This window comes from Massilia niabensis (assembly GCF_042655085.1).
Classification (GTDB): Bacteria; Pseudomonadota; Gammaproteobacteria; order Burkholderiales; family Burkholderiaceae_D; genus Telluria; species Telluria niabensis.
This window is the reverse complement of the sequence record NZ_JBHSMU010000014.1, coordinates 147971-174313: the sequence shown is the minus strand read 5'-3', so window position 1 is coordinate 174313 and position 26343 is coordinate 147971. Positions and strand designations below refer to the sequence as shown.

Sequence of the window (26343 nt, the reverse complement as noted above, 5' to 3'; positions counted from 1 at the left end):
GCATTCATTGCCGAGGCTGCGCGCCCCGCACCGAAGATTAACGAGATGAAATAGTGTCGGGCTCAGCCGGCGTCGTTCACGGCTTCCTGCATTGCTTGCGTCAGCACGCGTCCGACGACGCCCTCGAGCGAGACGACGCTGACGCTGCCGGCCTGGAAAGCGTGCACTAGCTTGTCCGCCGGCAACGAAAACGACTCCTGGCGCGCGCCGGCCGAGAAGATGAAGAGCGTGCGCAGCGGGCTCACCCAGGCCAGCTTGACCTTGCGCACGCTGCCGTCGGGCTGGGTGAACGCCAGGTGCATGCCGCGCTCGAGCTCGTCGATCGGGCCCGGCGGCTCGGCAGCCTGGTCATCGTCGTGGGCCACGGCCTGTTCGTTGGCGATGCGGCGCAGCGCGTCCTGCTGCGCCGCCTCCACCGCCAGTTCCAGCTGGCGCTGGGGCGACAGGTCGAGCGGCGCGCGGACGATCGACAGGTGGCATTTCGCCAGCTCGGCAAAAAACTCCAGGCGCTGCGCATCCTGCCATTTGACGGCGTCCAGCCACTTGTTCAGGGTCGCGAGCAGGCCGGGGAGTTTGGCGATCAATGCGCGGCGCTGCTCCTGGGTGGCCTTCGGCTTCACGGTCCAGACGAGCTCGTCCATCGCCCGGGTGGCATTGTCGACCGCACCGGGGCGCTCGTCCTCGATCAGCCAGGCAAAGGTCAGCACATCGACCCAGCGCTGTTCGAGGAAGCTCGAGACGACGGCGGTCAGCTCGCCGTCGGCCAGGCGCACGGCAATCGCCTGGCGCGCGCTGCGGCTCGCCAGCGCCTGCTTCTCGAGCTGGGTCGCGCGGGCGATCGGTGCGGCGATCGCCTCCTCGGCCGCACGCTCTTCGCGGGCGAGTTCCGCCTCCAGGTCGGCCACCGATTCGGCAAAGACCGCGGCCATGGCTTCCGGTTGCGCCTGCGGCTGGCGCCCAACGCGTTCGACGCCGCGGCGCATGGCCTGGACCACCGGGTCATCGACGCTGCTGCGCTGCTCCCAGCCCATGCGCGAGACCAGGTCGATCATCTTGCGCGCCGGATGCGCTTCTTCGAAGAAGAAGTCCTGGTCCAGCAAGGCCGCTTTCAGGACCGGCACCTGCAGGAAACGGATCAGCTCGCGCGTCTCCGGCGGAATGCTGTCGTCGAGCAGGACGGTTTCGAAAATGCGCGACAGCAGGTCGAGCGTGTGTTCCTCGCCGCGCGACAGGCTGCCCTGCGGCAGGCTGGCTTTCAGGCGCGGCAGGTAGAAGACGTTGTGCGGCAGCGCTCCGGGCGCAGGCGCAGCCGCGGACGGGAACGCGGACGCCGGCGCGAACGCGGCAGGCAAGCCCGAAGTCAGGCCCGCCAGCAGGTCGAGCAACGAGGCTCCCGCCACCGGTCGGCCCGCCGCGCCGCCCGGGCCGCCGAAGCCGGCAGCCGCGATCACCTCCCTGGCATCGCCATGCTGCGCGTGCGCGCCGGATGCTGCCGGGGCATTCGGGCCGGCGGGGCCGGCCTCGCCTGTTGCGGACATGCAGAAACCGGAGGCCGCGCTCGGCCGCCAGCCTTTACCCTGCGGCATATTCGGCAAGTCCGGCACCAGGGCGGAGTCCGCGCCATCGGTCCCCTGCAACAGGTTGCGCAGTTGTTGCGCCAGCGCGGCATCCATGCCCGGGCGCCGGCCGCGGCCGGCCGGGTCGCTGCTCTTGCTGATGTGAAGGCGGCCGGCCTTGGCCTTGCTGTGCGTGCGCAGTTCTGCGTCGAGCGAGGCCAGCAGCGGGGCGAGATCGAGGAACAGTTCCGGCCGCAGCAGCGGCAACAGCAGCGGGTGCGCTTCCAGCTCCGGTTCGAACGCGCGCCAGGCGTCGTGGATGGCGGCCACGAACACCTCGGGACGGAAGGGATTTTGCGCGGGGCGCAGCAGGTCGCGCCCGAGCAGCAGCCCGAGGCGAACGCACAGGCTGGCCAGCACCTCCGAATGCGCGATCTCGAAAGGCCGGCAGAGCGCGCCGAATGCGACCTTGTTGTCCATCACGTCCATCGGCACCAGGCTCAGCGCGTCCAGGGCGGGCGCGCCGGCGCTGGCCGGAAGCAGTTCCGCCACCTCGGCGCGCAGGCCCGCTTCGATCGCTTCGCCGGCAAGGTGAATAAAGGCGTAGGCATTGCTCTTTAACAGGTTGCCGGCCTTGGTGCGCAGGTAGGCGGCCTTCGGGTCGGGCCCGGCGCTGGTCATGTCGAGCATGGCGGTAACCAGGCGGTTGGCCATGGCGCTCAGTTGCTCGTTGGCCGCCGCGCTCGCCGTGCGGACGAGCGCCGCCAGCACCGCGCGCGGTGGCGCGGGCGTCAAAACGGGCATCGAATCGGGTTCGGGAATCTGGGGCGCTGCGTGGGCCATGGTGTGCGTCAATCGTTGGCGCAGGTGCGCCGGCTCCCCCATTGTGGCACATTATTTCCAGAAAGCAAGAGTTACCCAATCCAGGCGCTAGTTTGTCGCTGCGCAGCGGTGTCCATGCCACAGCTTTCCCTGCCGTATAGCATAAATGTCCTACTGGCATGTTCCCCATTGAGATGGCACAAGCGCAGACTGTTTCCTTTCCCTAACATTACAAGGTCCACCTTTCACCATCCCGTCCGAGGAACTTTCCATGAAACAGATTCGACAGCTCGACACCAGGCTCAAGATCCTTGGCGCCTTCGCCCTGCTTTCCGTGCTGTCCGCCGCGTTCGTGCTGTGGCTGCTGTCGCGCCTGGGAGAGGCGGCGGCGCCGATATGGGGCAACGCCCTGCTTTTCCTCGGCGCCGGCCTCGGCCTTTCCGCCGCGCTGGCGGCCTGGCTGGCGCGCGAGGCCACGCGGCCGATGGCCGAGGCGCTACAACTGGCGCAGCGGGTGGCCGGGGGCGACCTGCGGGTCCGTGCCGAGGCTGCGCAGCCCGGTAGTGGCGGCGCCCTGATCGGCGCCCTGGCCACGATGGCCGGCAAGCTGGCGGCCACCATTGGCGAGGTGCGCGCGGGCGCCGGGCAGATCGAAAACGGCGCGCAGGAGATCGCGGCCGGCAACCTGGACCTGTCGAGCCGCACCGAGCAGCAAGCGGCCTCGCTCGAGGAAACCGCGTCGTCCATGGAAGAGCTGACCGCGACGGTGCGCCAGAACGCCGATCACGCCCACCAGGCCAGGGAACTGGCATTGTCGGCATCGAACGTGGCGGTCAAGGGCGGCGAAGTGGTGGGCGACGTGGTCGGCACCATGGCCTCGATCAACGATTCGTCGAAACGGATTGCCGAGATCATCGGCGTCATCGACGGCATCGCCTTCCAGACGAATATCCTGGCCCTGAATGCCGCCGTGGAAGCGGCGCGCGCGGGCGAACAGGGACGCGGCTTTGCCGTCGTCGCGTCGGAAGTGCGCAGCCTGGCGCAGCGCTCGGCGGCGGCTGCCAAGGAAATCAAGGCGCTGATCGACGATTCCGTCGCCAAGGTCGACGCCGGCACCACCCTCGTCGACAAGGCCGGGCGCACGATGGAAGAAGTGGTCACCAGCGTCAAGCGCGTGACCGACATCATCGGCGAGATCGCCGACGCCAGCGCCGAGCAGACCGCGGGCATCGAACAGGTGAACAAGGCGATCGCCTCGATGGACCAGGCGACCCAGCAGAACGCGGCGCTGGTCGAGCAATCGGCGGCGGCCGCCGCCTCGGTGCGCGACCAGGCCGCTGTCCTGAGGCGCACCACCGACGGCTTCGTGCTCGCCGGCGACAAGGCGCCGGTCAAGGCAGCGGCTTCGGCGGCCGCGACGCTGGTCCCGCCGCCGGCGCGTACCGGCGCCGCGCCTAAGCTGGCCGCCGTGCAGAAAACCGCCCCGCCGCCGCGCAAGGCCGCGCCCGCTTCCGCCGCTGCTTCCGCCCCGAACGCTCCCCCCGTTGCCACTGCCAGGGCGGCCCGGGCGGCGGCGCCAATCCGGCGCGCGGCAAGCAATCCGGATATGGATTGGGAAGAATTTTAAGTCTTGCCCCTAAAATAGATTGACGAATTAAAAACATCGATTATTTTCAATATGTAGGCGCACACTCTACACGAGCTCAGGCGGTGATCCGATACCGGCGAAACTGTTCGGCTCGCATGATTGCACCACCGAAAACTACGGATGAAAAAACTCAGTAGTTTGGTGAGTAGCTATTAGTTTCTCTACATTGAAAGGAAATGATCATGGCCTCGAATCAAAAACGCACGCAAGGCGGTACCCCTGAGCAACACGCGGAAGCCGGTCGCCAGAGCCACAAGAACGACGGCAACAAGCAGTCCGGTTCGGGTTCGCGTTCGGGCTCCGAGTCGGGTGGCAGCAAACAGTCGGGTTCCGGTTCGCGTTCGGGTTCCGGTGGGGGCACGCGCGGCGGCACGCCGGAGCAGCATGCCGAGGCCGGCCGTCAAAGCCACAAGAACGACAAGCGTTAATTCGCTTGGTTAGTTAATTCAAATACCGGACGCTGGCGCGGCGGTAAATGAAAGAAGCCCGGCCCGTATTGCGTGCCGGGCTTTTTTATTATCCCGCATGCCGATTCAAATACCCGACGGACTCAGCCTTTATTCGCGGACGTTGATGCAGGCCGCTTTATTGATGGGTTATCCGGACAATATCGTTTGCAAAGGATATTTGCATGGAGCGGCATACGGGCTGATTATATTTGCACGACTTAAATAAATGCAGGATGCATAGCCGCAAACAAAAAGCCGTCAGCGGCTTCACCGTAAGGGATGAAGATAGGTGACGGCCTCGCCGGAACGCCTGCTCAGATATTACGCAGGATGGCGCCCCGGGGCGGCGCGAAGTCGGCGATCTCGTTGATCATGCGCGCGGCCTTGGCATCGCGCGAATTGAGGTGCAGGTCGGAGTACTGGTGGATCGCCCATTGCTCGGGCGTAAGCTCGATGTGCTTGCGTAAGATCGACTCGGTGCGCGCATCGTCGGCGCGCAGGCCCTCGACGATGATGTTGAGCGCGTCCGGGCGCGAGCCGGGCGAGGCCGTCGCGTGCGACTTGTGCACCATGAAGCGCGCCGTCTCGCTCGCAAAGCGGCGCGTGCCCGCCAGGTACATGATGACGGCGATCGAGGCTACCGCCCCGCCGTTGTACATGACGAACTCGATCGGCGACTTCGACATGAAGTTGTACAGGCACAGCCCGTCGCTGACATAGCCGCCGTTCGACTGCACCAGCACGTGGGCCGTCGCAATGCCGTCTTCGGTCATGTGCCCGACCGCCTCGAATACCCGGTGCACCATGTCGCTGTTGACGTCGCCCGACAGGGTGAACCACGCTTCCTTGCTTTGTTTTGCTTGATCTTCACTCATGGTCTTGTTTTGCCCCGCAAAGTGTGACCTCCAGTGTAACAAATCGGGGAAAAAGCCTGCGCGTACGCACACCAACGGTGCGCGGGGCCGGCGGGCCCGGCTTATGGGCTCGCTCAAGTTGACAATGGCTGGTCGCTGGCCTATCCTCCACAGTCTTGATCGGGAGAGAGCAGCACAGCGCTGCCGCCGAAGGGGCATCACCCAAAAACTCTCAGGCAAAAGGACCGGTCAGGGGACGTCGCGCGCATGGTCGAAGCACCTCGCGCGCCGGTCCAACTCTGGAGAGCGGCCCGGCAACCCCGGGCCCACCGAAGGGGCAGGCGCAGATGGTTGCGGCGCTATCTCTCAGGTACCAAGGACAGAGGGGCGCGCAGCGCACGCATGGCACCCGGCCGGCGTGGCGGCACCCTATTATTCTGCCCTGAGGATTCCATGACGCTCAAAGCGACCCCGCTCAATTCCGCACACCGCGCCCTCGGCGCCAAGATGGTCGACTTCGGCGGGTGGGACATGCCGGTCAACTACGGCTCGCAGATCGAAGAACACAATGCGGTGCGTACCGACGCCGGCATGTTCGACGTCTCGCACATGTGCGTCGTCGACCTCGAGGGCGCCAACGTGCGCACTTTCCTGCGCGGCCTGCTGGCCAACAACGTCGACAAGCTGCAGGTGCCGGGCAAGGCCCTGTACTCGTGCATGCTCAACCCTGAGGGCGGCGTCATTGACGACCTGATCGTCTACTTCTTCCGCGAAGACTGGTTCCGCCTGGTCGTCAACGCCGGCACCGCCGAGAAGGACGTGGCCTGGATGCAGCAGCAGAACGACGCCACCGGCAGCGGCGTCACCATCACCCAGCGCCGCGATGGCAAGGTTGGAGGCAATGAGCCGATCGCCCTGGTCGCCGTGCAGGGCCCGAACGCCCGCGCCAAGGTCTGGCAGGTGCTGCCGCAGACCCAGGCCGCGTCCGAAGCGATGAAGCCGTTCAACGTCGTCATCGTGCCCGGTACCTCGTTCGGCGAAGTCATGGTGGCGCGCACCGGCTACACCGGCGAAGACGGTTTCGAACTGGGCTGCCCTGCTTCGCAGGTCGAGGCGTTGTGGAACGCGCTGATCGCAGCGGGCGTCAAGCCGGCGGGCCTGGGGGCGCGCGACACGCTGCGCCTGGAAGCCGGCATGAACCTGTACGGCATGGACATGGACGACACCGTCAACCCGCTCGACGCCGGCCTGGCCTGGACCATCGACCTGGTGTCCGAGCGCGACTTCATCGGCAAAGCCGCGCTGCAGGCCAAGGGCCAGGGCGCCAACTTCGTCGGCCTGATCCTGCGCGAAAAAGGCGGCATCCTGCGCGCCCACCAGAAAGTCGTGGCCGCATCGGGCAACTTCGGCGAAATCACCAGCGGCACCTTCAGCCCGTCGATGCAGCAGGCGATCGCCCTGGCGCGCGTGCCGCTGGACGTGGCGACCGGCGACACCGTCCACGTCGAGATCCGCGACAAGAAGCTGGCGGCCACCGTCGTCAAGCTGCCCTTCGTGCGCAACGGTAAAGTGCTGGCGGCCTGAGCCGCGCCGCATGGATACCCGAACGAATAGAATTTATAATACTGCGTCAACCCAACCTGGAGCTTTTAGATGAACATCCCAACCGACCTGAAATACACCGAGTCCCACGAGTGGGTCCGCCTTGAGGCCGACGGCACGCTGACCGTCGGCATCACCGAGTATGCGCAGGACGCACTGGGCGACATCGTGTTCGTCGAACTGCCGCAGGTCGGCAAGACCTTCACGGCCGGCGCCGACGCCGCCGTGGTCGAGTCGGTGAAAGCCGCCAGCGACATCTACTCGCCAGTGGCAGGCACCGTCACCGAAGTGAACCAGCCGGTTGCCGACGCGCCGGACTCGATCAACGCCGACGCCTTCAGTGCCTGGCTGTTCAAGCTCAAGCCGAGCGACGCCGGTGCGATCAACGGCCTGCTCGACGCCGACGCCTACGCCAAGGCGACCGGCAACTGATGTAGACGGCATGGCGCGCCTGCGGGCGCGCATGCGCATTGCAGCTTGGGTTCAGCGAACCCGGCCCCATATAGTTGTTTCACGTTCGTCCCGTATTCCACCACCGACCGGCCGGCCCTGCCCGCGCGACGGTCCTCTATTTGGCCACCACCATGACCCGCACCAGCCTCACCCAACTTGAAGCACGCGATTCCTTCATCCCGCGCCACATCGGCCCCTCCGAGCAGGAAGAAGCAGCGATGCTGTCGACCCTCGGCTACGCCTCGCGCGCGGCCCTGATCGACGCGGTCGTTCCCGCCAATATCCGCCGCAAGGACAAGCTCGACCTGGGCGAATTCTTCGAGCCGCTGCCCGAGCAGGCGGCGCTCGCGAAACTGAAGGCCATCGCGTCGCAGAACAAGGTGATGAAGTCGGTCATCGGCCAGGGCTATTACGGCACCCACACCCCGGGCGTCATCTTGCGCAACATCTTCGAGAACCCGGCCTGGTACACCGCCTACACCCCGTACCAGCCGGAGATCTCGCAGGGCCGCCTGGAAGCGATCCTGAACTTCCAGCAGATGATCACCGACATGACCGGCATGGGTATCGCCAACTCGTCGATGCTCGACGAAGCGACCGCCGCCGCCGAAGCCATGACGCTGATCCAGCGCGTCGGCAAGTCGGCCTCGAAGGTGTTCTACGTGGCTGACGACGTGCTGCCGCAGACCCTGGAAGTGATCAAGACCCGCGCCGAGCCGATCGGCGTCGAAGTGCGCACGATTGCCGCTGCCGACATCGAGAACCTCGACGAAAGCTGCTTCGGCGTGCTGGTCCAGTACCCGGGCGCGAACGGCGACGTGCGCGACTACCGCGTTGCCTGCGAAAAGCTGCACGCCGCCGGCGCGATGGTGATCGCCGCCGCCGACCTGCTGGCCCTGACGGTGCTGACGCCGCCGGGCGAATGGGGCGCGGACGTGGTCGTCGGCAACAGCCAGCGCTTCGGCGTGCCGCTCGGTTTCGGCGGCCCGCACGCCGGCTACCTGGCTACCCGCGACGAATACAAGCGTTCGATGGCCGGCCGCCTGGTCGGCGTGTCGGTCGACGCCCAGGGCAACCAGGCGCTGCGCCTGGCGCTGCAGACGCGCGAACAGCACATCCGCCGCGAAAAGGCGACCTCGAACATCTGTACCGCCCAGGTGCTGCTGGCCGTGATGGCCGGCATGTACGCGGTCTACCACGGCCCGCAAGGCCTGACCCGCATCGCGCGCCGCGTGCACCGCATGAGCGGCATCCTGGCGACCGGCCTGCAGCAGATCGGCTTCAAGCTGGCCAACACGACCTTCTTCGACACGCTGACCGTTGCCACCGACCGCGCCGCGGAGCTGCACGCCGCCGCCAACGCCCAGGGCGTGAACCTGCGCCGCGTCGACGACGGGCACGTCGGCCTGTCGCTGGACGAAACGACGACCCGCGAAGACCTGGCCCTGCTGTTCTCGATCTTCGGCGGCGATGCTTCCGCCCTCGACCTGGACACGCTCGACAAGGACGCCGTGGATGCGTTCCCGCAAGCCCTGGCCCGTACCAGCGCCTTCCTGACCCACCCGACCTTCAACCGCTACCACGCCGAGCACGAAATGCTGCGCTACCTGCGTTCGCTGGCGGACAAGGACCTGGCGCTCGACCGCACCATGATCCCGCTCGGTTCCTGCACGATGAAGCTGAACGCGACCTCGGAAATGATCCCGGTCACCTGGCCCGAGTTCTCGAACATCCACCCGTTCGCCCCGGACGACCAGACCGTCGGCTACCGCGAAATGATCGGCCAGCTCGAAGCCATGCTGTGCGCCGTCACCGGCTATGCCGCGATTTCGCTGCAGCCGAACGCCGGCTCGCAGGGCGAGTACGCGGGCCTGCTGGTGATCCAGAAATACCACCAGTCGCGCGGCGAAGGCCACCGCAACATTTGCCTGATCCCGTCCTCGGCCCACGGCACCAACCCGGCATCGGCCAACATGGTCGGCATGCAGGTGGTCGTCACGGCCTGTGACGAGAACGGCAACGTCGACCTGGCGGACCTGAAGAAGAAGGCCGAGCAGCACAGCGCCAACCTGGCCTGCGTGATGGTCACCTACCCGTCGACGCACGGCGTGTTCGAGGAAGGCATCCAGGAACTCTGCGAGATCATCCACGCGCACGGCGGCCAGGTCTACATCGACGGCGCCAACATGAACGCGCTGGTCGGCGTGGCGGCGCCCGGCGCCTTCGGCGGCGACGTCAGCCACCTGAATTTGCACAAGACCTTCTGCATCCCGCACGGCGGCGGCGGTCCTGGCGTCGGCCCGATCGGCGTCGGCGCGCACCTGGCGCCCTTCCTGCCGAACCAGCTCTCGACCGGCTATGTCCGTGACGAGAACGGCATCGGCGCGGTCAGCGCCGCGGCCTACGGCTCGGCCTCGATCCTGCCGATCTCGTGGATGTACATCGCGATGATGGGCGCCGAAGGCCTGACGAACGCCACCGAAACGGCGATCCTGAACGCGAACTACATTGCCCGCCGCCTGGCGCCGCACTACCCGGTGCTCTACACCGGCCACGACGGCCTGGTGGCGCACGAGTGCATCATCGACCTGCGCCCGCTGCAGGACAAGACCGGCATCAGCAATGAAGACGTCGCCAAGCGCCTGATGGACTTCGGCTTCCATGCCCCGACCATGAGCTTCCCGGTGCCGGGCACGCTGATGATCGAGCCGACCGAGTCGGAGTCGAAGATCGAGATCGACCGCTTCATCGAAGCAATGATCACCATCCACGCCGAGATCGTGAAGGTCGAGCGCGGCGAGTACGACAAGATGGACAACCCGCTCAAGGGCGCGCCGCACACGGCCGAAGTGGTCACTGCCGATGACTGGCAGCACACCTACACCCGTGAAGTGGCTGCCTTCCCGGTGGCGTCGCTGCGCAAGAAGAAGTACTGGCCGCCGGTTGGCCGCGCGGACAACGTGTATGGCGACCGCAATCTGTTCTGTGGATGCGCGCCGATCAGCGATTACGAGTAAAGAGCTCCTCGTAAACCTACTGCGCGTTGCATTTCGTCGGGGGCGCCTAGCCCTGCGGTGCTCGCTGTACGTCCGTACAGCTCCGCTCCTCGGCCGAAACTGCTGCCGCTCGCTACGGTTTCCGAGGGCTCTTGGCTGTGCTGTCCTTCTAATCCCTGCGCGACGCCAAGTGCAAATGCGGGCGCTGCGCCCGCCGCCGTTCGCGCATGCCTTCGGGCGGCGTGCCGCTTGCATCGCGCACTTCGCCGATCGTGGCGTCGCGCGGCACGGACGGCTTCGCGGGTGCGGGCGCGGCAGCCTGGGCCGCATCGCCCTGCACCGCCTCGTCCAGCCTGAACGCCGCCACCGCGCGCGACAGGGTCAGCGCCTGCATCTGCAGGGTGCGCGCCGAGGCGGCCGCCTCTTCCACCAACGACGAGTTACGCTGCGTCACCTGGTCCATCTGCACGATCGCCTGGTTCACTTCCGACAGGCCGCTGGCCTGCTCCGCGTTCGCCGAACTGATCTGGTTGATGATGTCCCCGACCTGCTGCACCGACACGGCGATCGTCGCCATGCTGCTGCCGGCCTGCGCCGCCCAGGCGGTGCCGCCTTCGATTTCCGACACCGACTGCGCGACCAGTTCGCGGATCTCGCGCGCCGCCGCGCCCGTGCGCAGCGCCAGCGAGCGCACCTCGGCCGCAACCAGGGCGAATTCCCGTCCGCCCTCGCGCCCGCCCTTGCGTCCACTCTCCCCCAGGCGCGCCGCCTCCAGGGCCGCGTTCAGCGCCAGCGTGCCCGTTTCGATGGCGATGGCGTCGATCTGCGCGCCGATGTCGCCCACGCGGCGCGCGCTGCCCTTGACCGATTCCATGGTCGTGACCAGCCGGTCCACCACGCTCTCGCCCTGCTGCGCCACGTTCGACGCCGACTCGGCCAGCCGGTTCGCGGCCAGGGCGCTATCGGCGGTCAGGTGGACGGTGGCGGCCAGTTCCTGCATCGAGGAGGCCGTATGCTCGAGCGAACTGGCGCGAAAGCTGGCGCGGGTCGTCAGGTTCAGGTTGCCGAGCGCGAGGTCGCGCGAGGCCGTGCCGATCGAGCGCGCCGACTCCAGGATGGTGCGCAGGGTCAGGTTCAGGTTGCGGATGCTGGCGTTGAGCGCGCGCGAGGTGTCGGCGATCTCGTCGTTGCCGTAGACGCGGTCCTTGACCGTCAGGTCGCCGCTGGCAAGGTCGATGGCGGCGGCGCCAATGCCGCGGATTTCGGCCAGCAGCGCTGCGCGTACCGCCATGGTGATGCGCAGCGATACGGCGATCGCGAGCGCGATCACGCAGGGCATCAGCCAGGTCATGGTGCGGAAGTCGGCGGCGGCGCTGTTCGAGGCCTCGCGCGACAGCGCCTCTTCCAGCTGCGAGAGCGCATGCAGGCGCTGGGCCACGACGGCGAACGCGGTTTCCGCCTTGCTCATGGCATTCGCGCTGATCGACTGGTCGTCGCGCGCGATTTCGATGACGTCGCGCACGGCGCGCACGTACATGGCGTGCGCGGCGCCAGCCTGCTCGACATAGCGGCGTTCGGCGCTGGCGGCCGGCGTCATCGCGGCCAGGCGCTTCAGGCCCGACTCGGTCAGCGCGTGCTGGGCGTGGATGTCGCGGATCAGCGGTTCGATGCGGCTCTTCGGGAAACTGCCGCCGATCCAGGTATGCAGCTGGTAGATCTCGGCGTGCCCGCGCTGCGCCGTGAAGACCAGTTCGCTCGCGGCGCGCATGTGGGCGGCGCGCTGGCCGACGATGTCTTCCAGCGACGCGTTCTGACGCACCATGGCATACCAGGCGCCGCAGGACAGCAGCACCAGCAGCACCAGCACCACGGCAGGCGCCAGCAATAACTTAGGACCAATCTTCAGGCGGGACAGCATCTCAGCCTCCCGTACCGGATGATGAAGGTCTCGGAAATGCGGCGGCAGGCGCGCTGGCCGCCGGGGAAGGTTCGGGATTCTGCATGATGGCCTCAGGAGTCAGGATTGCGCTCGAATGCGCGATATTTCCTTAACGCATTTGACCAATGTAGGCCATCGGGTGGGCTCTGCCATTGAGGAATATCAACACCTCCCGGACGATCGGAATCGGCGCCGGCCACTGTGGCGAACAGGCCCACACCGGCCGCGCAGCCTGGTGTGGATCCGGGACTCAGGAGCGACTCGCCGGACTACGCACCTCCGCGCCAGCCCCATGCCCGGCCATCAGCTCGACCACCCAGTCGATAAACACGCGCAGCTTTTTGCTGACGTGCCGGTTCGGCGGGTAAGCGAGGTAGAGCGGCATGGGGTCGACGCACCATTCCTGGAATAGCGGCACGAGGGTGCCCTGCGCGACATGCGCGCGCGCCATGTAGTCGGGCAGCCAGAGCGCTCCCAGGCCGGCCAGTCCTGCGGCGAGATAGGCGTTGCCGTCATCGACCGCCAGAATATGACGGCCCTGCAGCTTCAGGCGCTCCTCGCCGCTGCGCATCTCATATGGAAAACCGTTGCTGCTGTTCGACCATCGAAAGCGCACGATGCGGTGCTGGGACTGCTCGAGCTCCCGTGGGTGCACAGGCACGCCGGCGCGCGCCAGATAGGCCGGGGCCGCATAGACGCCCAGGCGCAGCTCGCCGACGCGGCGGGCGACCAGTGACTGGTCCGTCATCTCGCCGCCGCGCACGACGCAATCGACGTTCTCGCCGATCAGGTCGACCTTGCGGTCGCTCGCGCCAAGCTCGAACTCGATGTCGGGAAATCGCGCATGGAATTGCGGCAGCGCCGGTACCAGGATCAAGGTCGCAAACGGACTCGGTACATCCACCCGCAACTGGCCGCGCGGCGCCGCATCCGCGCCAGGCAAGCTGGTCTCGATATCGTCAAGTTCGGCCAGCACCCGAACGACGCGCTCGAAATAGACGGCACCGTCGGCAGTGACGTTCACCTTGCGCGTGGTCCGGTTCAAGAGCTTGACGCGCAGGCGCGCTTCCAGCTGCTGGATCAGCTGGGTCAGGCTGGTGCGGTTCATATGGAGAGTCTGCGCCGCTTTCGTAAAGCTGCCAGCCTCGACCACCCTCACGAACGCCCGCATGGCGTCGAATCTGTCCACGATCTCCTCCATTCAATTGTTTGGATTATACAAACAGTCCTGCCCGAACTCGCCAGTTTATCTCCGTCCGTCAGACCATTAAAGTGTCCCTTCAAGCCCGCCATGGGCCTAACCCAAGGAGTCTGCAATGAGTCGTGATGTCGTGTTTCCGCCCGGGCGCCAGGCCCTCTATGAAAAAAACCGTTATTCGCCGGCCGTACGCGCCAACGGCATGCTGTTCGTCTCCGGCCAGGTGGGCAGCCGCGAGGACGGTTCGCCGGAACCGGAGCTCGACGCACAGGTCAAGCGCGCTTTCGAGAACTTGAACGCCATCCTCGGTGCGGCGGGCTGTACCTTCAAGGATGTCGTCGATGTCACCGTGTTCATCGTCGATCCCGAATCGCACTTCGAGCGCGTCTGGGCCACCATGCAGGACTACTGGGGAGAGGCGCCCCACCCGACCGCCACGGCCGTGGGCGTGACCTGGCTGTACGGCTTCCAGTTCGAAATCAAGGTGATCGCGCAGATTCCGTCGTGAGCGGGTCGCCAGACGTAAAAAAGGACACCGGAGTGTCCTTTTTGGCGGAGGCGGGTTCCCCTCTCTCCTATTTGCCGCAGCCCAGCGACTTGATACGGTCGTGGGCGGCTTTTGCCTGCACCAGGCCAAAGCCGTACTTGGTATCGCGGCCGGCAGGGCCCAGGTCCAGCGCGCTGTTGTTCAGGGTGGTGCGGATCTGCGCGCCGGTACAGGTCGGGGCGAAGCTCCACACCAGCGCCGCGACGGCCGCGACGTGCGGGGTCGCCATCGAGGTGCCGTCGTAGTAGGCATAGTTGGCGGCCTTGACGCTGACAGTCGCGCTCTGGCCCAGCTGCTTCAGCATTGCGGCACCGTCGGCGTCGGTTGCGGTGACCGACGGGATCGACGTTGCAGTCGTGCCCAGGGTGCCGCCAAAGGCGCCCGCGACGTTGTTGTACACAATCGCACCAAGGCCGCCGCTGTTCTGGCAGTTCTGCACCTTGACCGCGAAATCGACCGTGCCGCGCTGGATCAGGCAGACCTTGCCGGCAACCGCACTGTTGGTCTTGTCGCCGATGCCGAAATCGGCCAACGGTCCGGTTGCCGTCTTCAGCGGCGAACCTTCCATCGCGCCTGGGGCATAGGTCGCGCTGCCCACGCTGAGGGCGGCCTCGATGCCGCCGCCCATCGGCACGGTCGACAGCACGCCGACGCCCGGCGCCGACAGTTCGACCTTGCTGTTGTACTGCGAGAAGGTGGCCCACTGCCTGTTTTCGTCCAGCGCGCCGATGGACATCACGCTGGCATAGCCGGCCGGGTAAGAAACGATCCGGTTGCCGTCATTGCCCGCCGCTGCAACGCTCAGCACGCCGTTTGCGTACTGGGTGTCGAATGCCTTTTGCTCGGTCTTGCTCGCACGGGCGCCGCCCAGCGACATCGAAATGACGTTGGCGCCGGCAGCGCCGCACTTGTTGGCGGCGGTGGCCAGGGACGACGAATAGGCCCAGCCATCCTTGCCGAACACCTTCACGATGTGCAGCTTGAGCTGCTGGTTCGCATTCACGCCGACCACGCCGGTGCCGCTGTTGTTGATCGCGGCGACCGTGCCGGCCACGTGGGTGCCGTGGTGGTTTTCGTCGGTATACCACCAGCCGGTTCCGGCGTCATATTCACCGGTCACGTTGTTGCCGGACAGGTCTTCGTGGGCGCGGTCGTAGCCCGAGTCGATGATGCAGACCTTGCGGTTGGCCGCCAGCGAGTCCGACACCTGGTCCGCCTGGACCATTTTGATGCCATACGGCACCGACTGACCGGATGCGTAAGGGGTTCCGGTCGAAGGGGTGGTCAAGGCGAAGGGACGGCGCACCACGTCCTCCTCGATGTATTCGACGTTCGGGTTGTTCTCGAGACCCTTCAGGGCGGCATTCGGCACCTCGATCGCCATGGCGTTCATGCCGAAGATCTCGTGCTTGACGGCGCCGCGGGCCGCGCCGACCGCCGCTTTGACCTTGGCCGCGGCGCCGGGCTTGAAGGCGACGATGACGCGGGTGGTGTCGGGTGCCGCGGCTTGGGCGCTGCCGAATACGCCGGCCGCAACCAGGGCGGCCAGGCAGATGTTGATGGATGTCGATGCGCGCGAGTCTTTGCTTGCCATGAGGTCTCTCCGTATGGGTGCTGATGTTGACGCCCGAGCCAGGCGGCTGCGGGGTTGTTGTCTTCATTCACATATCAAACCATGTGCAATACATGTGCCTAAGCAGTGTATTTCAAAAAACTCTTTGCAAGGAAGCATCTCTTCAAGGATGTGAACGAAAACAGACTCGACAGGACCGCGCCACCGGGAGCGCAATCGTGAGCACCATGCAAAACGGCCGGCATTGCGCCGGCCGTTTTTTCCTTTACCCTGCCGCTTACGCCAGCTTGGCCGCGTGCTCGCGCGTCGCGTGGAAGGTCAGTTTCGGCCAGCGCTCCTGGGTCAGGCGCAGGTTCACGCCGGAGGTCGCCAGGTAGGCCAGGTTGCCGGCCGCGTCATAGGCCACGTTGTGGCCGAGCTGGGTCTCGAAGTCGGCCAGCGACTTCTTGTCGTCCGAGGACACCCAGCGCGCGCTGCTGATGCTGGAGCCTTCAAACACGGCATCGACGCCGTACTCGTTCAGCAGGCGGCTTGCCACCACCTCGAACTGCAGCACGCCGACCGCGCCCAGGATCAGATCCGCGCCCAGCACCGGCTTGAAGACCTGCACCGCGCCCTCTTCGCCCAGCTGCTGCAAGCCCTTGTGCAGCTGCTTCATCTTCAGCGGGTTACGGATGCGCACCGTGCGGAACAGGTCCGGCGCGAAGTACGGGATGCCGGTAAAGGTCAGCATCTCGCCTTCCGAGAAGCTGTCGCCGATCTGCATGTTGCCGTGGTTCGGCAGGCCGATGATGTCGCCCGCATAGGCTTCCTCGACCTGCTCACGCGATGAGGCCATGAAGGTGACGACTGATGACAATTTGACTTCGCGCCCGAGCCGCAGGTGCTTGACCTTCATGCCCTTCTCGAAGCGTCCCGAGCACACGCGCAGGAAAGCGATGCGGTCGCGGTGCGCCGGGTCCATGTTGGCCTGGATCTTGAAGACGAAGCCCGAGAACTTCGGCTCGCCCGGCTCGACGGCGCGCACGGTGGCGTCGCGCTCGCGCGGGCCCGGCGCCCAGTCGACCAGCGCCGAGAGGATCTCGCGCACGCCGAAGTTGTTGATCGCCGAACCGAAGAACACCGGGGTCTGCACGCCCGCCAGGAAGCGCTCGATGTCGAACGGGTGCGATGCGCCGTGCACCAGTTCCACTTCCATTTTCAGCTGCTCGATCTCGAGCGGGAACATCTCGGCCAGCTTCGGGTTGTCGATGCCCTTCAGGATCTCGAAGGCGCCGTCGGCCTTTTCCTCGCCGGCCTTGAACAGCATGATCTCGTCGTTGAGCAGGTGGTACACACCGCGGAAGTTCTTGCCCATGCCGATTGGCCAGGTCACCGGCGCGCACTCGATCTTCAGGACCGACTCGAGCTCGTCGAGCAGCTCCAGCGGATCGCGCGTTTCGCGGTCGAGCTTGTTCATGAAGGTGACGATCGGGGTATTGCGCATGCGGCAGACGTCGAGCAGCTTGATCGTCTGCGTTTCCACGCCCTTGGCCGCGTCGATCACCATCAGCGCCGAGTCGACCGCCGTCAGCACGCGGTAGGTGTCTTCCGAGAAGTCCTGGTGGCCGGGCGTGTCGAGCAGGTTGATGACGTGGTCGCGGAACTCGAACTGCATCACCGAGGAGGCGACCGAAATGCCGCGCTGCTTCTCGATGTCCATCCAGTCGGAGGTGGCATGGCGCCCGCTCTTGCGGCCCTTGACGGTACCGGCGAGCTGGATCGCGCCCGAGAACAGCAGCAGCTTCTCGGTCAGCGTGGTTTTACCGGCGTCCGGGTGGGAAATGATGCCAAAGGTGCGGCGGCGCGCCACCTCGTTCGCGATCACTGCCGACGACTTGCCTGCCGGGGCGCTGTCGGTCGACTCAAGAATTGGTACTGCGGTGTCGGTGTCCATAGTCTCGGCCAAAGCGGTGGGTCCTTGCAAAACCCTCGATTTTACCGGGTCTCACCAGGCTTGTGTGAAGTGATTCGGCGGCCGGCTGCGCTGTCGCGTCGGCTTGTCAGCATTCCGTCAGGAAACTTTCAGCGAAATGACAGCTAAGGTGTTTATACTGGGCAACATTCATACATCCGAGGAAATGCCATGCCACGATCCCTGACGATGCGCCGTCCAGGCGCCGCCGGCTTCACCCTGATCGAACTGATGATCACGGTCGCGATCATCGTCATCCTGGCCTCGGTCGCCTATCCATCCTACACAGCCTACCTGGTGCGCAGCAACCGCGCCGCCGCCCAGGTCTATCTGATGGAAGCGGCCCAGAAGCAGTCGCAGATCATGGCCGACTCCCGCAGCTACGCCACCACGGTGGCCGACCTCGGCCTGACGCCGCCTGCAGCCGTTTCCTCCAGATACACGATCGCCATCGCCGTCGCGGAAGGACCGCCGTCCAGCTTCACCATCACCGCCGCGCCCATCCTCACCGGTCCGCAGAGGCGTGATGGCGACCTGACAATCAACAGCGCCGGCACCCGCACCCCGGCGGCCAAATGGTAAGCACCGCCAGCCGCCGTGCGCGCGGCTTCACCCTCACCGAGCTCTTGACAACGCTGGCCGTCGTTGCCGTGCTGGCCGCGGTGGCCGCGCCGTCCCTGACGACGATGATCGCCAACATGCGTTCGCGCAGCGTCAGCAGCGACCTCTACGCCGCGCTGTCGCGCACCCGCAGCGAAGCGATCAAGCGCAACGCCGAGGTGACCCTGGCGCCCGTCACCGCCCAGGCCTGGCAGCACGGCTGGAGCATCCGCGACCCCGGCAACGCCGCCCGCAAGCTCGACGACCACCCGGCAGTGCCTGGTGCAACCGTGACGGGACCTGCCAGCGTCATCTACCTGCCCAACGGGCGCGTGAAAAACGGCGCAGTGCCGGCCTTTGGCATTGCGTTGGCCGGCAACGACACGCCCCGCTGCATCCGCGTCGACCTGTCGGGCCGCCCGAACCAGACCAACACCACCTGCGCGCCATGAACGCCTGTCCCTCATCCCCATCGCGCCGCCAGCGCGGCGTCAGCCTGGTCGAAGTCCTGGTCACCATGGTCGTGCTGGCATTCGGCCTGCTCGGGCTGGCCGCCTTCCAGACGAAAGCCCAGGTCGGCTCCATCGAGTCTTACCAGCGCGCCCAGGCCGCCGTCCTGCTGCAGGACATGCAATCCCGCCTGTCCGGCAACCTCGCCGACGCCGACAGTTACGTCACCACCACCCCGCTCGGCACGAGCGACACCCTGGGCCTTGACTGCGGCAACGGCGCGGCCGGCGCGACGCGCGACAAGTGCGAGTGGAGCGCCGCCCTGAAAGGCGCGGCCGAAAAGCGCGGCAACGTGCTGGGCGGCGCCATGCAGGGTGCGCGCGGCTGCGTCACCCGGGTCCAGGTCAAGAACGAAGCGGCCGGCGTGTGCACGCCGGCCATCTACCAGGTCAGCGTGGCATGGCAGGGAATGCATGCGACGCGCCCCCCGGCCGCGGGGCAAGCCTGCGCCATCGGCGCATATGGCACCGAAACCCACCGCCGCGTCATTTCGGCGCGGGTCGCGGTCGGCCTGCCTACCTGCGTCTGAGGCCCCCCATGATCCGACCCACCACCTTCCCACGCGCCGCGCACGGCTTCTCCCTGGTTGAACTCCTGATCGCGGTGACCCTTGGCCTTGGCCTCCTGGCCGGGCTGTCGGCCATGTTCGTGAAGAACACGGGCGCCCAGGCCGAAATCGAAAAGGCCCACCGCCAGGTCGAGAACGGCCGTTATGCGATCGACCTGCTGGCCGTCGACCTGCGTAATGCCGGCTATTTTGCCGAATTCGACCCGACCGTGCTGGCCAACCCGGCGGCACTCCCGCCGGCCTGCGCCGGCACCCTGGACGACCTGACCGCAGGCCTCGCGCTTCCGGTGCAGGGCATCGACGGTGCCACTGCCACGGGCGCCGGCCTGTCCTGCCTCACCGGCCTGCGCGAGGGCACCGATGTGCTGGTGGTGCGGCGTACCTCGACTTGCGTTGCCGGGCAGCCGGGCTGCGAAGCGGCCGCCGGCCCGTTCTTCCAGGCTTCGCTGTGCAACAATTCCAGCGAGCTCGACTCGGCCAGCACTGCCGATTTCTATGCCCTCACGCTGGGCGAGACCGGACTGACACGGCGCAGGCGCAATTGCACGACGCTTGCCGCCGTGCGCCGCTACCGCACCCACATCTATTACGTCGCCAACCACAACGTGGGCACGGACGGCGTCCCGACCCTCAAGCGGGCCGAGCTGGGCACGGATGGCACGGCGCCTACCTGGAGCGTCGTTCCGATGGCCGAGGGCATCGAGAACCTGCAGCTCGAATACGGCCTCGACCTGGCGCCAAGCGGCGGCAACGGCGTAGCCGACCTCAGCACCCCCGATCCGGCCGTAGCAGGCAGCTGCACGGCAGCGGCCTGCGCGGTCGCCAATTGGCGCGGCGCGGTCGCAGTCAGGCTGCACGTGCTGGCACGAAATACGACTGCCACGCAAGGCCACATCGACCGCAAGACTTATACGCTCGGTCGGAACGTCAACGGCAACAGCAACGACGTCGCTGCCGCCAACGACGGCTTCAAGCGCCATGTGTTCCAGTCGCTGGTGGCACTGCCCAACCCGGCCGGAAGGAGACTCCCGTGAAATACCAGCGCTTTGAAAGCGGCATCACCCTGATCACCGCACTGATCATGCTGGTGCTCCTGACCCTGGTCGCCCTGACCAGCTTCAATCTCGGCAAATCGAACCTGCAAGTCGTCTCGAATATGCAACAGCGCGACGAAGCCACCGCCGCCGCGCGCGAGGTGATCGAGGAAACCATCAGCAATACACGTTTCTTCACGCACCCGGCCGCTATCCTGGCCAACCCTTGCGGCCCCGACAACCAGCGCTGCGTCGACACCAACGGCGACGGCAAGGACGACGTCAAGGTGGTGATGGCGCCGCGGCCGACCTGCGTCAAGGCGCCAGTGATCAAAAACACGGCGCTCAATCTGGCCGATACCGAAGACGCCGGCTGCAGTATGGGTGCGGCACAAAGCTTCGGCATCGACGGCGCCGTGGACGGCAACTCGTCCTGCGCCGACAGCATCTGGGAAATCAGCGCTGTTGCCACCGATATCGAGACCGAGGCCAAAGTCCAGGTCACCCAGGGCGTTGCGGTGCGCGTTGCGCGCGACGACGTGACAAATAACTGCCCTACCACGTGAAAGAGAACGCCATGATCCGCAGCACCGTCAACAAAACCCTCGCGGGTGCGCTTGCCTGCTCCCTGGCCTGCGCCCCGCTCCAGGCCGGCGCCGACGACATCGACATCTTCACCGGCGCTTCGGCCGGCGCCAAGATCAATCCGCGCATCCTGATCGTGCTCGACAACACGTCGAACTGGTCGCGGCAAAGCCAGAAATGGCCAGGCGCGTCCCAGGGCCAGTCGGAAGTCAACGCCATCAAGCGGGTAGTTGCCGAGCTCAAAGACAGCGTCAACGTGGGCATGATGGAATTCGTCACCGGCGGCAGTGCCGGCGACAATGGCGGCTTCATTCGCTACGCCGTGCGGGAAATGGGCGCCACGGGAACAGGCGCCACCAACAAGGCCAATTTTTCGGCTGAGCTGACGGAGATCGCGGCGGGGATCAACAGCCCGGACGAGAAGCGCAACGCGAACACGCCGTACGGCAACCTGATGTATGACGTGTACAACTACTTCGCCGGCGAAAACGCCTATTCGCCAGCCGGGGTCATCGCCAGCAAGGCCGATGCGGGCGGCTATACCACCGCCTGGTCGAAATTCGCTTCACCGCTCACCAACGACAATACCTGCGGCAAGAGTTACGTCATCTTCATCGGCAACCCGGGCTCGAGCGGCCCGGCGGCCGACACGCCGGCCAACAGCGCCCTCCTGACCGCCCTCACCAACAACCGCAGTGCCGGCGGCGCCCTGATACCGGTCACCCAGCTCGGCCTGCCGAATTTTACGACTGGAAAAGTAAGCACGCCGACGACGCTGGGTCTTACGCAAGGCTGCTACGCCAGCCCGGCCGAGGCGATGGCCGGCCTGACCCAGTACGCTACCGAATGCAGCGGCTACACCGACGGCTGCAAGATCGGCCCGGTCGCGGCCGGTGCGGCGGGCGTCTGCACCGGCACCGACCGGCAATATGAGGTCATCGGCACCGACACCATCATCACCAGCACGGAGACCGGCACCTACAGCACCGATACCAGCCCGCGCAATGCCGACGAGTGGGCGCGCCTGCTGTTCGAGCGCGGCGTGCCGGTCCCGGGCAGCTCGATCCGTCCTTCCGTCTCGACCTACACGATCGACGTCTACAACGCCCAGCAGAGCGCCGAGCACACCGCGCTGATGCTGAGCATGGCCAAGGCCGGCGGCGGCAAATACTATGCGGCGCGCAACGAGGAAGCGATCGTCGCGGCACTCAAGAATATCCTGATCGAAATCTCGGCGGTCAACGCGACTTTTGCGTCCACCAGCCTTCCGGTGAACGCGACGAACCGCTCGCAGAATGAAAACCAGGTCTTCATCGGCATGTTCCGTCCGGACGAGGACGCCAAGCCGCGCTGGTTCGGCAACCTCAAGCGTTACCAGCTGATCAATACAAAAAACGGCCTCGACTTGGGCGACGCAGGCGGCGACGGCGACGGCGAGGGTGACGGCGACGGCGACGGCGACGACGCCGGCGCCATCAACTCGAACACCGGTTTCGTCACCCCCTGCGCCCGGAGCTACTGGACGCGCGACAGCGGCACTTACTGGAAAGGTCTCGGGATCAAACCCGACCCGGCAGGGACGTGCACCGTGGCCGGCTTCGATCCCTATTCGGACGCCCCGGACGGCCCCTTCGTTGAAAAAGGTGCGGCGGCCCAGATTCTGCGCCAGGGCAATGTGCCAGCCGGCGGGACGACCAGCTTTGCCGTCAACCGCAAGATGCTGACCCATACGTCTGCCGGCCTCGTCGATTTTTCGGCCGCCAACACCTCCCTGGACAGCAACCTGGTGCGTTACATCCGCGGCGAGGACGTGAATAACGAAAAGCCCGGTGGCGCCAACACCCAGACCCGTCCGTCGATCCATGGCGATGTCATCCATTCCCGCCCGCTGCCGATCAACTACGGCGTCAAGGATGGCGAAGCAGCGACGAATGGCGTCACCGTGTTCTACGGCGCTAACGACGGCACCCTGCGTGCCCTGAACGCGGAAACCGGTGTCGAGCGCTGGTCCTTCGTGGCACCGGAATTTTTTCCGCGCCTGTCCCGCCTGAAAAGCAATTCGCCGCTGGTGGCCTACCCCAACCTGCCTGACGGCATCAGCCCGGCACCGACCGCCAAGGACTATTTCTTCGACGGTTCGACCGGCGTCTACCAGAACGCCGACAGTTCGAAGGTCTGGATCTTCCCGACCATGCGCCGCGGCGGGCGCATGATTTACGCGCTCGACGTCAGCAAGAACAAGCTCAACGCGCCCGAGTTCATTTGGAAAAAAGGCTGCCCGAACCTGCACGACGACGTCGGCTGCGATACGGGCATGAGCGGCATCGGCCAGACCTGGTCAACCCCGAGCGTGGCCTTCATCAAGGGCTACACGGCCGGTCCGGTGCTGGTGGTCGGCGGCGGCTACGACCGCTGCGAAGATGCGAATCTCGCCAACCCCACCTGCACGGGCCGCAAGGGCGGCGCAGTCTATATCCTCGATGCGGCAGAGGGGCACATCATCCGCTCCTTCGAGACCGAAGGCTCGGTCGCGGCCGACATCTCCATGGTCGACATCGACAACGACGCCAAGCCGGACTACGCCTATGCGGCCGACACCCGCGGCAACCTGTACCGGATCGACTTCATCGCCGCCAGTGACACCCGTACCGCGCTTGCCAGCAGCGCATGGAAAAGCCGCAAGGTCGCCGGCACCGACGGCGACGGGCGCAAGTTCCTGTTCGCACCGGCCTTGTTCGCGGCCCAGGGCCACGTCTATGCGGCGCTCGGCAGCGGCGACCGCGAGCACCCACTGTACGCCCACTATCCGTATGCAAACGTCGTCAACCGCTTCTACGTGTTCAAGGACAAGCTGCCGCTGAGCACCGACACGGAAACGGCGCCCTCGGCTGACCTGGACGCGCTGGCCGACTATACCAATGCCAACGCCTGCGACACGGCGGCGGTGCTGCCGACAAACGAGCTGAAAGGCTGGTTCATGGACCTGGGCCAGAACGGCCAGGGCGAGCAAGTGGTCACGTCGGCGCTGATCGCCGGCGGCATGGTGACCTTCAGCACCAACCGCCCGTTCGAGCCACGGGTCGGCAGCTGCTCGACCACGCTCGGCGAAGCGCGCGGCTACTGGGTCAACCTGCTCAACGCCGCCGGCGCCATCAACAGCGCAGGCACCTGTGGCGGCCGGCGCTCATCGGTATTCGTTGGCGGCGGCCTGCCACCATCCCCGGTGCTTGCCAATGGCGTGATGGTCGGCGGCAAGGCGACCACGGTCGTCATCGGCGCCGTGCAGAAGGGCTTCGTCGGCGCCACCGGTGCCAGCGTGGCGATTGCCCCGCAACGCGTCCGGCCCGCCATCACCTCGAAACGCAAGCGTACCTACTCGTACACGTCGGGCGCGGACTGAGGAGCAAGGCGGCGCAGCGCCGCCCGCACAGGCCGGGCTATGGAAACGCGACCGTGAACACGGCGCCGCCCTGTGTGGCGTCGGTGATCCTGACCCCGGCGCCGTGCAGGTTGGCGATGTCGCGCACGATCGCCAGGCCCAGGCCGCTGCCGACCGAGCTTTCATCCAGGCGCACGAAGCGCTCGAACACCCCCTCGCGCATCGCGGCCGGCACGCCCGGCCCGTTATCCTCGACGCGCAGCACAGTCCCTCCCCCATTCGTACCGCAACTGACCGTCACGCGCCCGCCGGGCGGCGTGTAGCGCAGCGCATTGTCGACCAGGTTGTCGACCAGGTCGCGCAGCAGGAAGCGGTCGCCCTGGAGCGGCGCCGGCTCCAGCTCGAAACCGAGGTCGATGTCCCTGGCCGCTGCCTGCTCGACGAAGGACTGGATGGTGTCGGCCACCAGGCTGGCCAGGTCGAGGGGCGCCAGGCGCAGGCGGTCGAAACGGTTCGGCTCGGCGCGTTCGAGCGAGAGCAATTGATTGGTCTGGCGGATCATGCGCTCGTTGGCGCCCAGCATCAGTTCGACCGAGCGCCGCGTCTCCAAGTCGCCGGCGTGGCGCGCCGCCAGCCATTCGAGCTGCAGGCGCAGGCCGGCCAGCGGGGTGCGCAGCTGGTGCGCCACGTTGGCGCGGAATTCGTCCTGGGCGCGGGCGCCGGCGGCGATCCGTCCCAGCAGCGCATTGAAGGCGTCGACCACCGGCGCCAGTTCGCGGGGCATGCCGGCGTCGTCGAGCGGGGCCAGGTCGCCACTGCCGCGCGCGTCGAGCCTCGCGCGCAGCCGGGCCAGCGGCGCCAGTCCATTGCCGACCGAAAACCAGACCAGTCCGACCAGCGCCAGGCTGAACACGACCTCGAGCAGCACCAGCGAACGCACGATGGCGGCGCGCACCTGCTGGCGCGCCCGCACCGTGCGCGCCACGCTCACGTACCGCATATCGTCCGCGCCGGCTACCTCAGCCACGGCGACCCGTACCGGCTCGCCGTGCAGGATGGCGTCGTGCATGCCGGCGCGGGCGAACGCCGGCAGCGCGCCGGTTCCCGCCAGCAGGCGGCCGTCCGGCCCGTGCAGGGCAGTCCAGGTGGCTTCACCGGTAGTGTCCTCGATCGCGCCGGCGCCGAGCGCGGCCGGGCCGCTGCCGCGCATGCGCGCGGCCAGGCTGCTCGCGGCCGTGCGCAGGCCATCATCGAATGCGAGCTGGGCGGGAGTCCAGGCCAGCAGGTAAGTCAGGCCCGCGGCGCCCAGGTTGACGACCAGGATCGGGCCGACCAGCCACTTGAGCAGGCGCACCCGGATGCTGCTCAGGTTCCTCATGGCGCCGCTGCGGCTTCCAGCAGGTAGCCGAAACCGCGGATAGTGCGCAGGGACAGGCCGGCGCCGTCGAGCTTCAGGCGCAGGCGCGATACATAGACTTCGACGGCATTCAGGGTCAGGTCTTCGCCCCACGGGGCGATGGTGTCGATAATTTGCTGTTTCGACACCACCCTGCCCGCTTGCTGCAGCAGGTATTCGAGCACGGCCCACTCGCGCGCCGACAGTTCGAGGGCACGTTCTCCTATGCGGGCGCGGCGCGCACCGGAGTCGAACACCAGGTTGCCCAGCGCGAGCACCGTCGTCTTCGGCGCATGGCGGCGTGCCAGCGCGCGGATGCGCGCGACCAGTTCGGCCGTGGCAAAGGGTTTGACCAGGTAATCGTCGGCGCCGGTTTCGAGGCCGCGCACGCGGTCTTCGACGGCGTCGCGCGCGGTCAGCAGCAGCACCGGGGTGGTGTCGCCGCGGGCGCGCAGGCGGCGCACGACTTCAAAGCCGTCGATGCCGGGCAGGCCGATGTCGAGGACCGCGACCGCGGGGGTGAATGAGGGCGCCAGCGAGGGATTGCGCTGCAGGAGCGAGTCTGCCTGGAGCCCGTCGCGGGCCAGTTCGACCTGCATGCCGTGGCCCTGCAAGGTACGGATCAGGCCGTCAGCAAGGACGGTATCATCTTCCACAAGTAGGACAAGCATGCGCGCGGG

The 26343-nt window shown here is 66.4% G+C and carries 20 protein-coding genes and 2 riboswitches; of the genes, 12 read left to right on the top strand and 8 right to left on the bottom strand.

Translation table 11 applies throughout. The annotated features are described in order from the left end of the window. Positions 1–62: 62 nt before the first annotated feature. Positions 63–2399: a DUF1631 family protein gene (locus ACFPN5_RS13945; RefSeq protein WP_379784229.1), complete on the bottom strand. Its 2337-nt coding sequence runs from the start codon at positions 2397–2399 to the stop codon at positions 63–65. 250 nt (positions 2400–2649) lie between these two features. Here ACFPN5_RS13945 and ACFPN5_RS13940 point away from each other — a divergent pair, with 250 nt between their 5' ends. Continuing rightward, the gene (locus tag ACFPN5_RS13940; RefSeq protein ID WP_379784227.1) at positions 2650–4005 is read left to right on the top strand and encodes a methyl-accepting chemotaxis protein; all 1356 of its coding nucleotides are present in this window, start codon (positions 2650–2652) and stop codon (positions 4003–4005) included. A gap of 203 nt (positions 4006–4208) precedes the next feature. Next, on the top strand, positions 4209–4454 hold the full coding sequence (locus ACFPN5_RS13935) for a hypothetical protein (protein WP_379784225.1): 246 nt from the start codon (positions 4209–4211) through the stop codon (positions 4452–4454). Between the two features lie 335 nt (positions 4455–4789). On the opposite strand, the gene ACFPN5_RS13930 is transcribed toward ACFPN5_RS13935, so the two are convergent. Further along, on the bottom strand, positions 4790–5350 hold the full coding sequence (locus tag ACFPN5_RS13930) for an ATP-dependent Clp protease proteolytic subunit (protein ID WP_379784223.1): 561 nt from the start codon (positions 5348–5350) through the stop codon (positions 4790–4792). 150 nt (positions 5351–5500) lie between these two features. After that, positions 5501–5587, top strand: a riboswitch (glycine riboswitch). Between the two features lie 31 nt (positions 5588–5618). Next, a riboswitch (glycine riboswitch) is annotated at positions 5619–5722 on the top strand. A gap of 60 nt (positions 5723–5782) precedes the next feature. Between ACFPN5_RS13930 and gcvT the strand changes: the two genes are divergently transcribed. From gcvT to gcvP, 3 genes are all read left to right on the top strand, one after another. Next, the gene (gene gcvT / locus ACFPN5_RS13925; RefSeq protein WP_379784221.1) at positions 5783–6913 is read left to right on the top strand and encodes a glycine cleavage system aminomethyltransferase GcvT; all 1131 of its coding nucleotides are present in this window, start codon (positions 5783–5785) and stop codon (positions 6911–6913) included. A 69-nt stretch (positions 6914–6982) separates the two neighbouring features. Further along, positions 6983–7363 (top strand): glycine cleavage system protein GcvH, encoded by a 381-nt coding sequence (gene gcvH / locus ACFPN5_RS13920; RefSeq protein ID WP_379784219.1) that lies wholly within the window; start codon positions 6983–6985, stop codon positions 7361–7363. A 152-nt stretch (positions 7364–7515) separates the two neighbouring features. Beyond that, a complete protein-coding gene (gene gcvP, locus ACFPN5_RS13915; RefSeq protein WP_379784217.1) occupies positions 7516–10401 on the top strand; it encodes an aminomethyl-transferring glycine dehydrogenase in 2886 nt (961 codons plus the stop codon). 148 nt (positions 10402–10549) lie between these two features. On the opposite strand, the gene ACFPN5_RS13910 is transcribed toward gcvP, so the two are convergent. Continuing rightward, positions 10550–12298, bottom strand: a complete 1749-nt coding sequence (locus tag ACFPN5_RS13910) for a methyl-accepting chemotaxis protein (protein WP_379784215.1) — start codon at positions 12296–12298, stop codon at positions 10550–10552. A gap of 271 nt (positions 12299–12569) precedes the next feature. Then, a complete protein-coding gene (locus ACFPN5_RS13905) occupies positions 12570–13508 on the bottom strand; it encodes a LysR family transcriptional regulator (protein WP_379784213.1) in 939 nt (312 codons plus the stop codon). A 127-nt stretch (positions 13509–13635) separates the two neighbouring features. Between ACFPN5_RS13905 and ACFPN5_RS13900 the strand changes: the two genes are divergently transcribed. Then, positions 13636–14025 carry a RidA family protein gene (locus tag ACFPN5_RS13900; RefSeq protein ID WP_379784211.1) on the top strand — a complete coding sequence of 130 codons (390 nt, stop codon included), beginning with the start codon at positions 13636–13638 and terminating at the stop codon, positions 14023–14025. Positions 14026–14092: 67 nt separating this feature from the next. On the opposite strand, the gene ACFPN5_RS13895 is transcribed toward ACFPN5_RS13900, so the two are convergent. Continuing rightward, the gene (locus tag ACFPN5_RS13895) at positions 14093–15658 is read right to left on the bottom strand and encodes a S8 family serine peptidase (RefSeq protein ID WP_379784209.1); all 1566 of its coding nucleotides are present in this window, start codon (positions 15656–15658) and stop codon (positions 14093–14095) included. 256 nt (positions 15659–15914) lie between these two features. Then, the gene (locus ACFPN5_RS13890) at positions 15915–17573 is read right to left on the bottom strand and encodes a peptide chain release factor 3 (protein ID WP_379784207.1); all 1659 of its coding nucleotides are present in this window, start codon (positions 17571–17573) and stop codon (positions 15915–15917) included. Positions 17574–17762: 189 nt separating this feature from the next. Here ACFPN5_RS13890 and ACFPN5_RS13885 point away from each other — a divergent pair, with 189 nt between their 5' ends. From ACFPN5_RS13885 to ACFPN5_RS13860, 6 genes are read left to right on the top strand one after another with little or no spacing between them, the layout of a single operon-like run. After that, a complete protein-coding gene (locus ACFPN5_RS13885) occupies positions 17763–18173 on the top strand; it encodes a type IV pilin protein (protein ID WP_379784205.1) in 411 nt (136 codons plus the stop codon). Further along, a complete protein-coding gene (locus ACFPN5_RS13880; RefSeq protein WP_379784203.1) occupies positions 18167–18643 on the top strand; it encodes a GspH/FimT family pseudopilin in 477 nt (158 codons plus the stop codon). The genes ACFPN5_RS13885 and ACFPN5_RS13880 overlap by 7 nt, the downstream gene beginning before the upstream one ends. Beyond that, on the top strand, positions 18640–19230 hold the full coding sequence (locus ACFPN5_RS13875) for a type IV pilus modification PilV family protein (RefSeq protein WP_379784201.1): 591 nt from the start codon (positions 18640–18642) through the stop codon (positions 19228–19230). The genes ACFPN5_RS13880 and ACFPN5_RS13875 overlap by 4 nt, the downstream gene beginning before the upstream one ends. Before the next feature lie 8 nt (positions 19231–19238). Continuing rightward, positions 19239–20303 carry a PilW family protein gene (locus ACFPN5_RS13870; protein ID WP_379784199.1) on the top strand — a complete coding sequence of 355 codons (1065 nt, stop codon included), beginning with the start codon at positions 19239–19241 and terminating at the stop codon, positions 20301–20303. Then, positions 20300–20869, top strand: coding sequence for a hypothetical protein (locus ACFPN5_RS13865; RefSeq protein WP_379784197.1), 570 nt, complete (start codon positions 20300–20302; stop codon positions 20867–20869). Before ACFPN5_RS13870 ends, ACFPN5_RS13865 begins: the two co-directional genes overlap by 4 nt. An 11-nt stretch (positions 20870–20880) precedes the next feature. Further along, on the top strand, positions 20881–24288 hold the full coding sequence (locus ACFPN5_RS13860) for a pilus assembly protein (RefSeq protein ID WP_379784195.1): 3408 nt from the start codon (positions 20881–20883) through the stop codon (positions 24286–24288). Between the two features lie 37 nt (positions 24289–24325). Here the strand turns inward: ACFPN5_RS13860 and ACFPN5_RS13855 are convergent, their stop codons facing one another. Beyond that, positions 24326–25645 (bottom strand): sensor histidine kinase, encoded by a 1320-nt coding sequence (locus tag ACFPN5_RS13855; protein WP_379784193.1) that lies wholly within the window; start codon positions 25643–25645, stop codon positions 24326–24328. Then, positions 25642–26334 (bottom strand): response regulator transcription factor, encoded by a 693-nt coding sequence (locus ACFPN5_RS13850; protein WP_379784191.1) that lies wholly within the window; start codon positions 26332–26334, stop codon positions 25642–25644. The genes ACFPN5_RS13855 and ACFPN5_RS13850 overlap by 4 nt, the downstream gene beginning before the upstream one ends. Between the last annotated feature and the right edge of the window lie 9 nt (positions 26335–26343).

Excerpts from the sequence above, each read along its gene's own strand:
- ACFPN5_RS13945 (WP_379784229.1), bottom strand. The coding sequence starts at position 2,399 with ATGGCCCACGCAGCGCCCCAGATTCCCGAACCCGATTCGATGCCCGTT.
- ACFPN5_RS13940 (WP_379784227.1), top strand. The coding sequence starts at position 2,650 with ATGAAACAGATTCGACAGCTCGACACCAGGCTCAAGATCCTTGGCGCC.
- ACFPN5_RS13935 (WP_379784225.1), top strand. The coding sequence starts at position 4,209 with ATGGCCTCGAATCAAAAACGCACGCAAGGCGGTACCCCTGAGCAACAC.
- ACFPN5_RS13930 (WP_379784223.1), bottom strand. The coding sequence starts at position 5,350 with ATGAGTGAAGATCAAGCAAAACAAAGCAAGGAAGCGTGGTTCACCCTG.
- gcvT (WP_379784221.1), top strand. The coding sequence starts at position 5,783 with ATGACGCTCAAAGCGACCCCGCTCAATTCCGCACACCGCGCCCTCGGC.
- gcvH (WP_379784219.1), top strand. The coding sequence starts at position 6,983 with ATGAACATCCCAACCGACCTGAAATACACCGAGTCCCACGAGTGGGTC.
- gcvP (WP_379784217.1), top strand. The coding sequence starts at position 7,516 with ATGACCCGCACCAGCCTCACCCAACTTGAAGCACGCGATTCCTTCATC.
- ACFPN5_RS13910 (WP_379784215.1), bottom strand. The coding sequence starts at position 12,298 with ATGCTGTCCCGCCTGAAGATTGGTCCTAAGTTATTGCTGGCGCCTGCC.
- ACFPN5_RS13900 (WP_379784211.1), top strand. The coding sequence starts at position 13,636 with ATGAGTCGTGATGTCGTGTTTCCGCCCGGGCGCCAGGCCCTCTATGAA.
- ACFPN5_RS13895 (WP_379784209.1), bottom strand. The coding sequence starts at position 15,658 with ATGGCAAGCAAAGACTCGCGCGCATCGACATCCATCAACATCTGCCTG.
- ACFPN5_RS13890 (WP_379784207.1), bottom strand. The coding sequence starts at position 17,573 with ATGGACACCGACACCGCAGTACCAATTCTTGAGTCGACCGACAGCGCC.
- ACFPN5_RS13885 (WP_379784205.1), top strand. The coding sequence starts at position 17,763 with ATGCCACGATCCCTGACGATGCGCCGTCCAGGCGCCGCCGGCTTCACC.
- ACFPN5_RS13880 (WP_379784203.1), top strand. The coding sequence starts at position 18,167 with ATGGTAAGCACCGCCAGCCGCCGTGCGCGCGGCTTCACCCTCACCGAG.
- ACFPN5_RS13875 (WP_379784201.1), top strand. The coding sequence starts at position 18,640 with ATGAACGCCTGTCCCTCATCCCCATCGCGCCGCCAGCGCGGCGTCAGC.
- ACFPN5_RS13870 (WP_379784199.1), top strand. The coding sequence starts at position 19,239 with ATGATCCGACCCACCACCTTCCCACGCGCCGCGCACGGCTTCTCCCTG.
- ACFPN5_RS13860 (WP_379784195.1), top strand. The coding sequence starts at position 20,881 with ATGATCCGCAGCACCGTCAACAAAACCCTCGCGGGTGCGCTTGCCTGC.
- ACFPN5_RS13855 (WP_379784193.1), bottom strand. The coding sequence starts at position 25,645 with ATGAGGAACCTGAGCAGCATCCGGGTGCGCCTGCTCAAGTGGCTGGTC.
- ACFPN5_RS13850 (WP_379784191.1), bottom strand. The coding sequence starts at position 26,334 with ATGCTTGTCCTACTTGTGGAAGATGATACCGTCCTTGCTGACGGCCTG.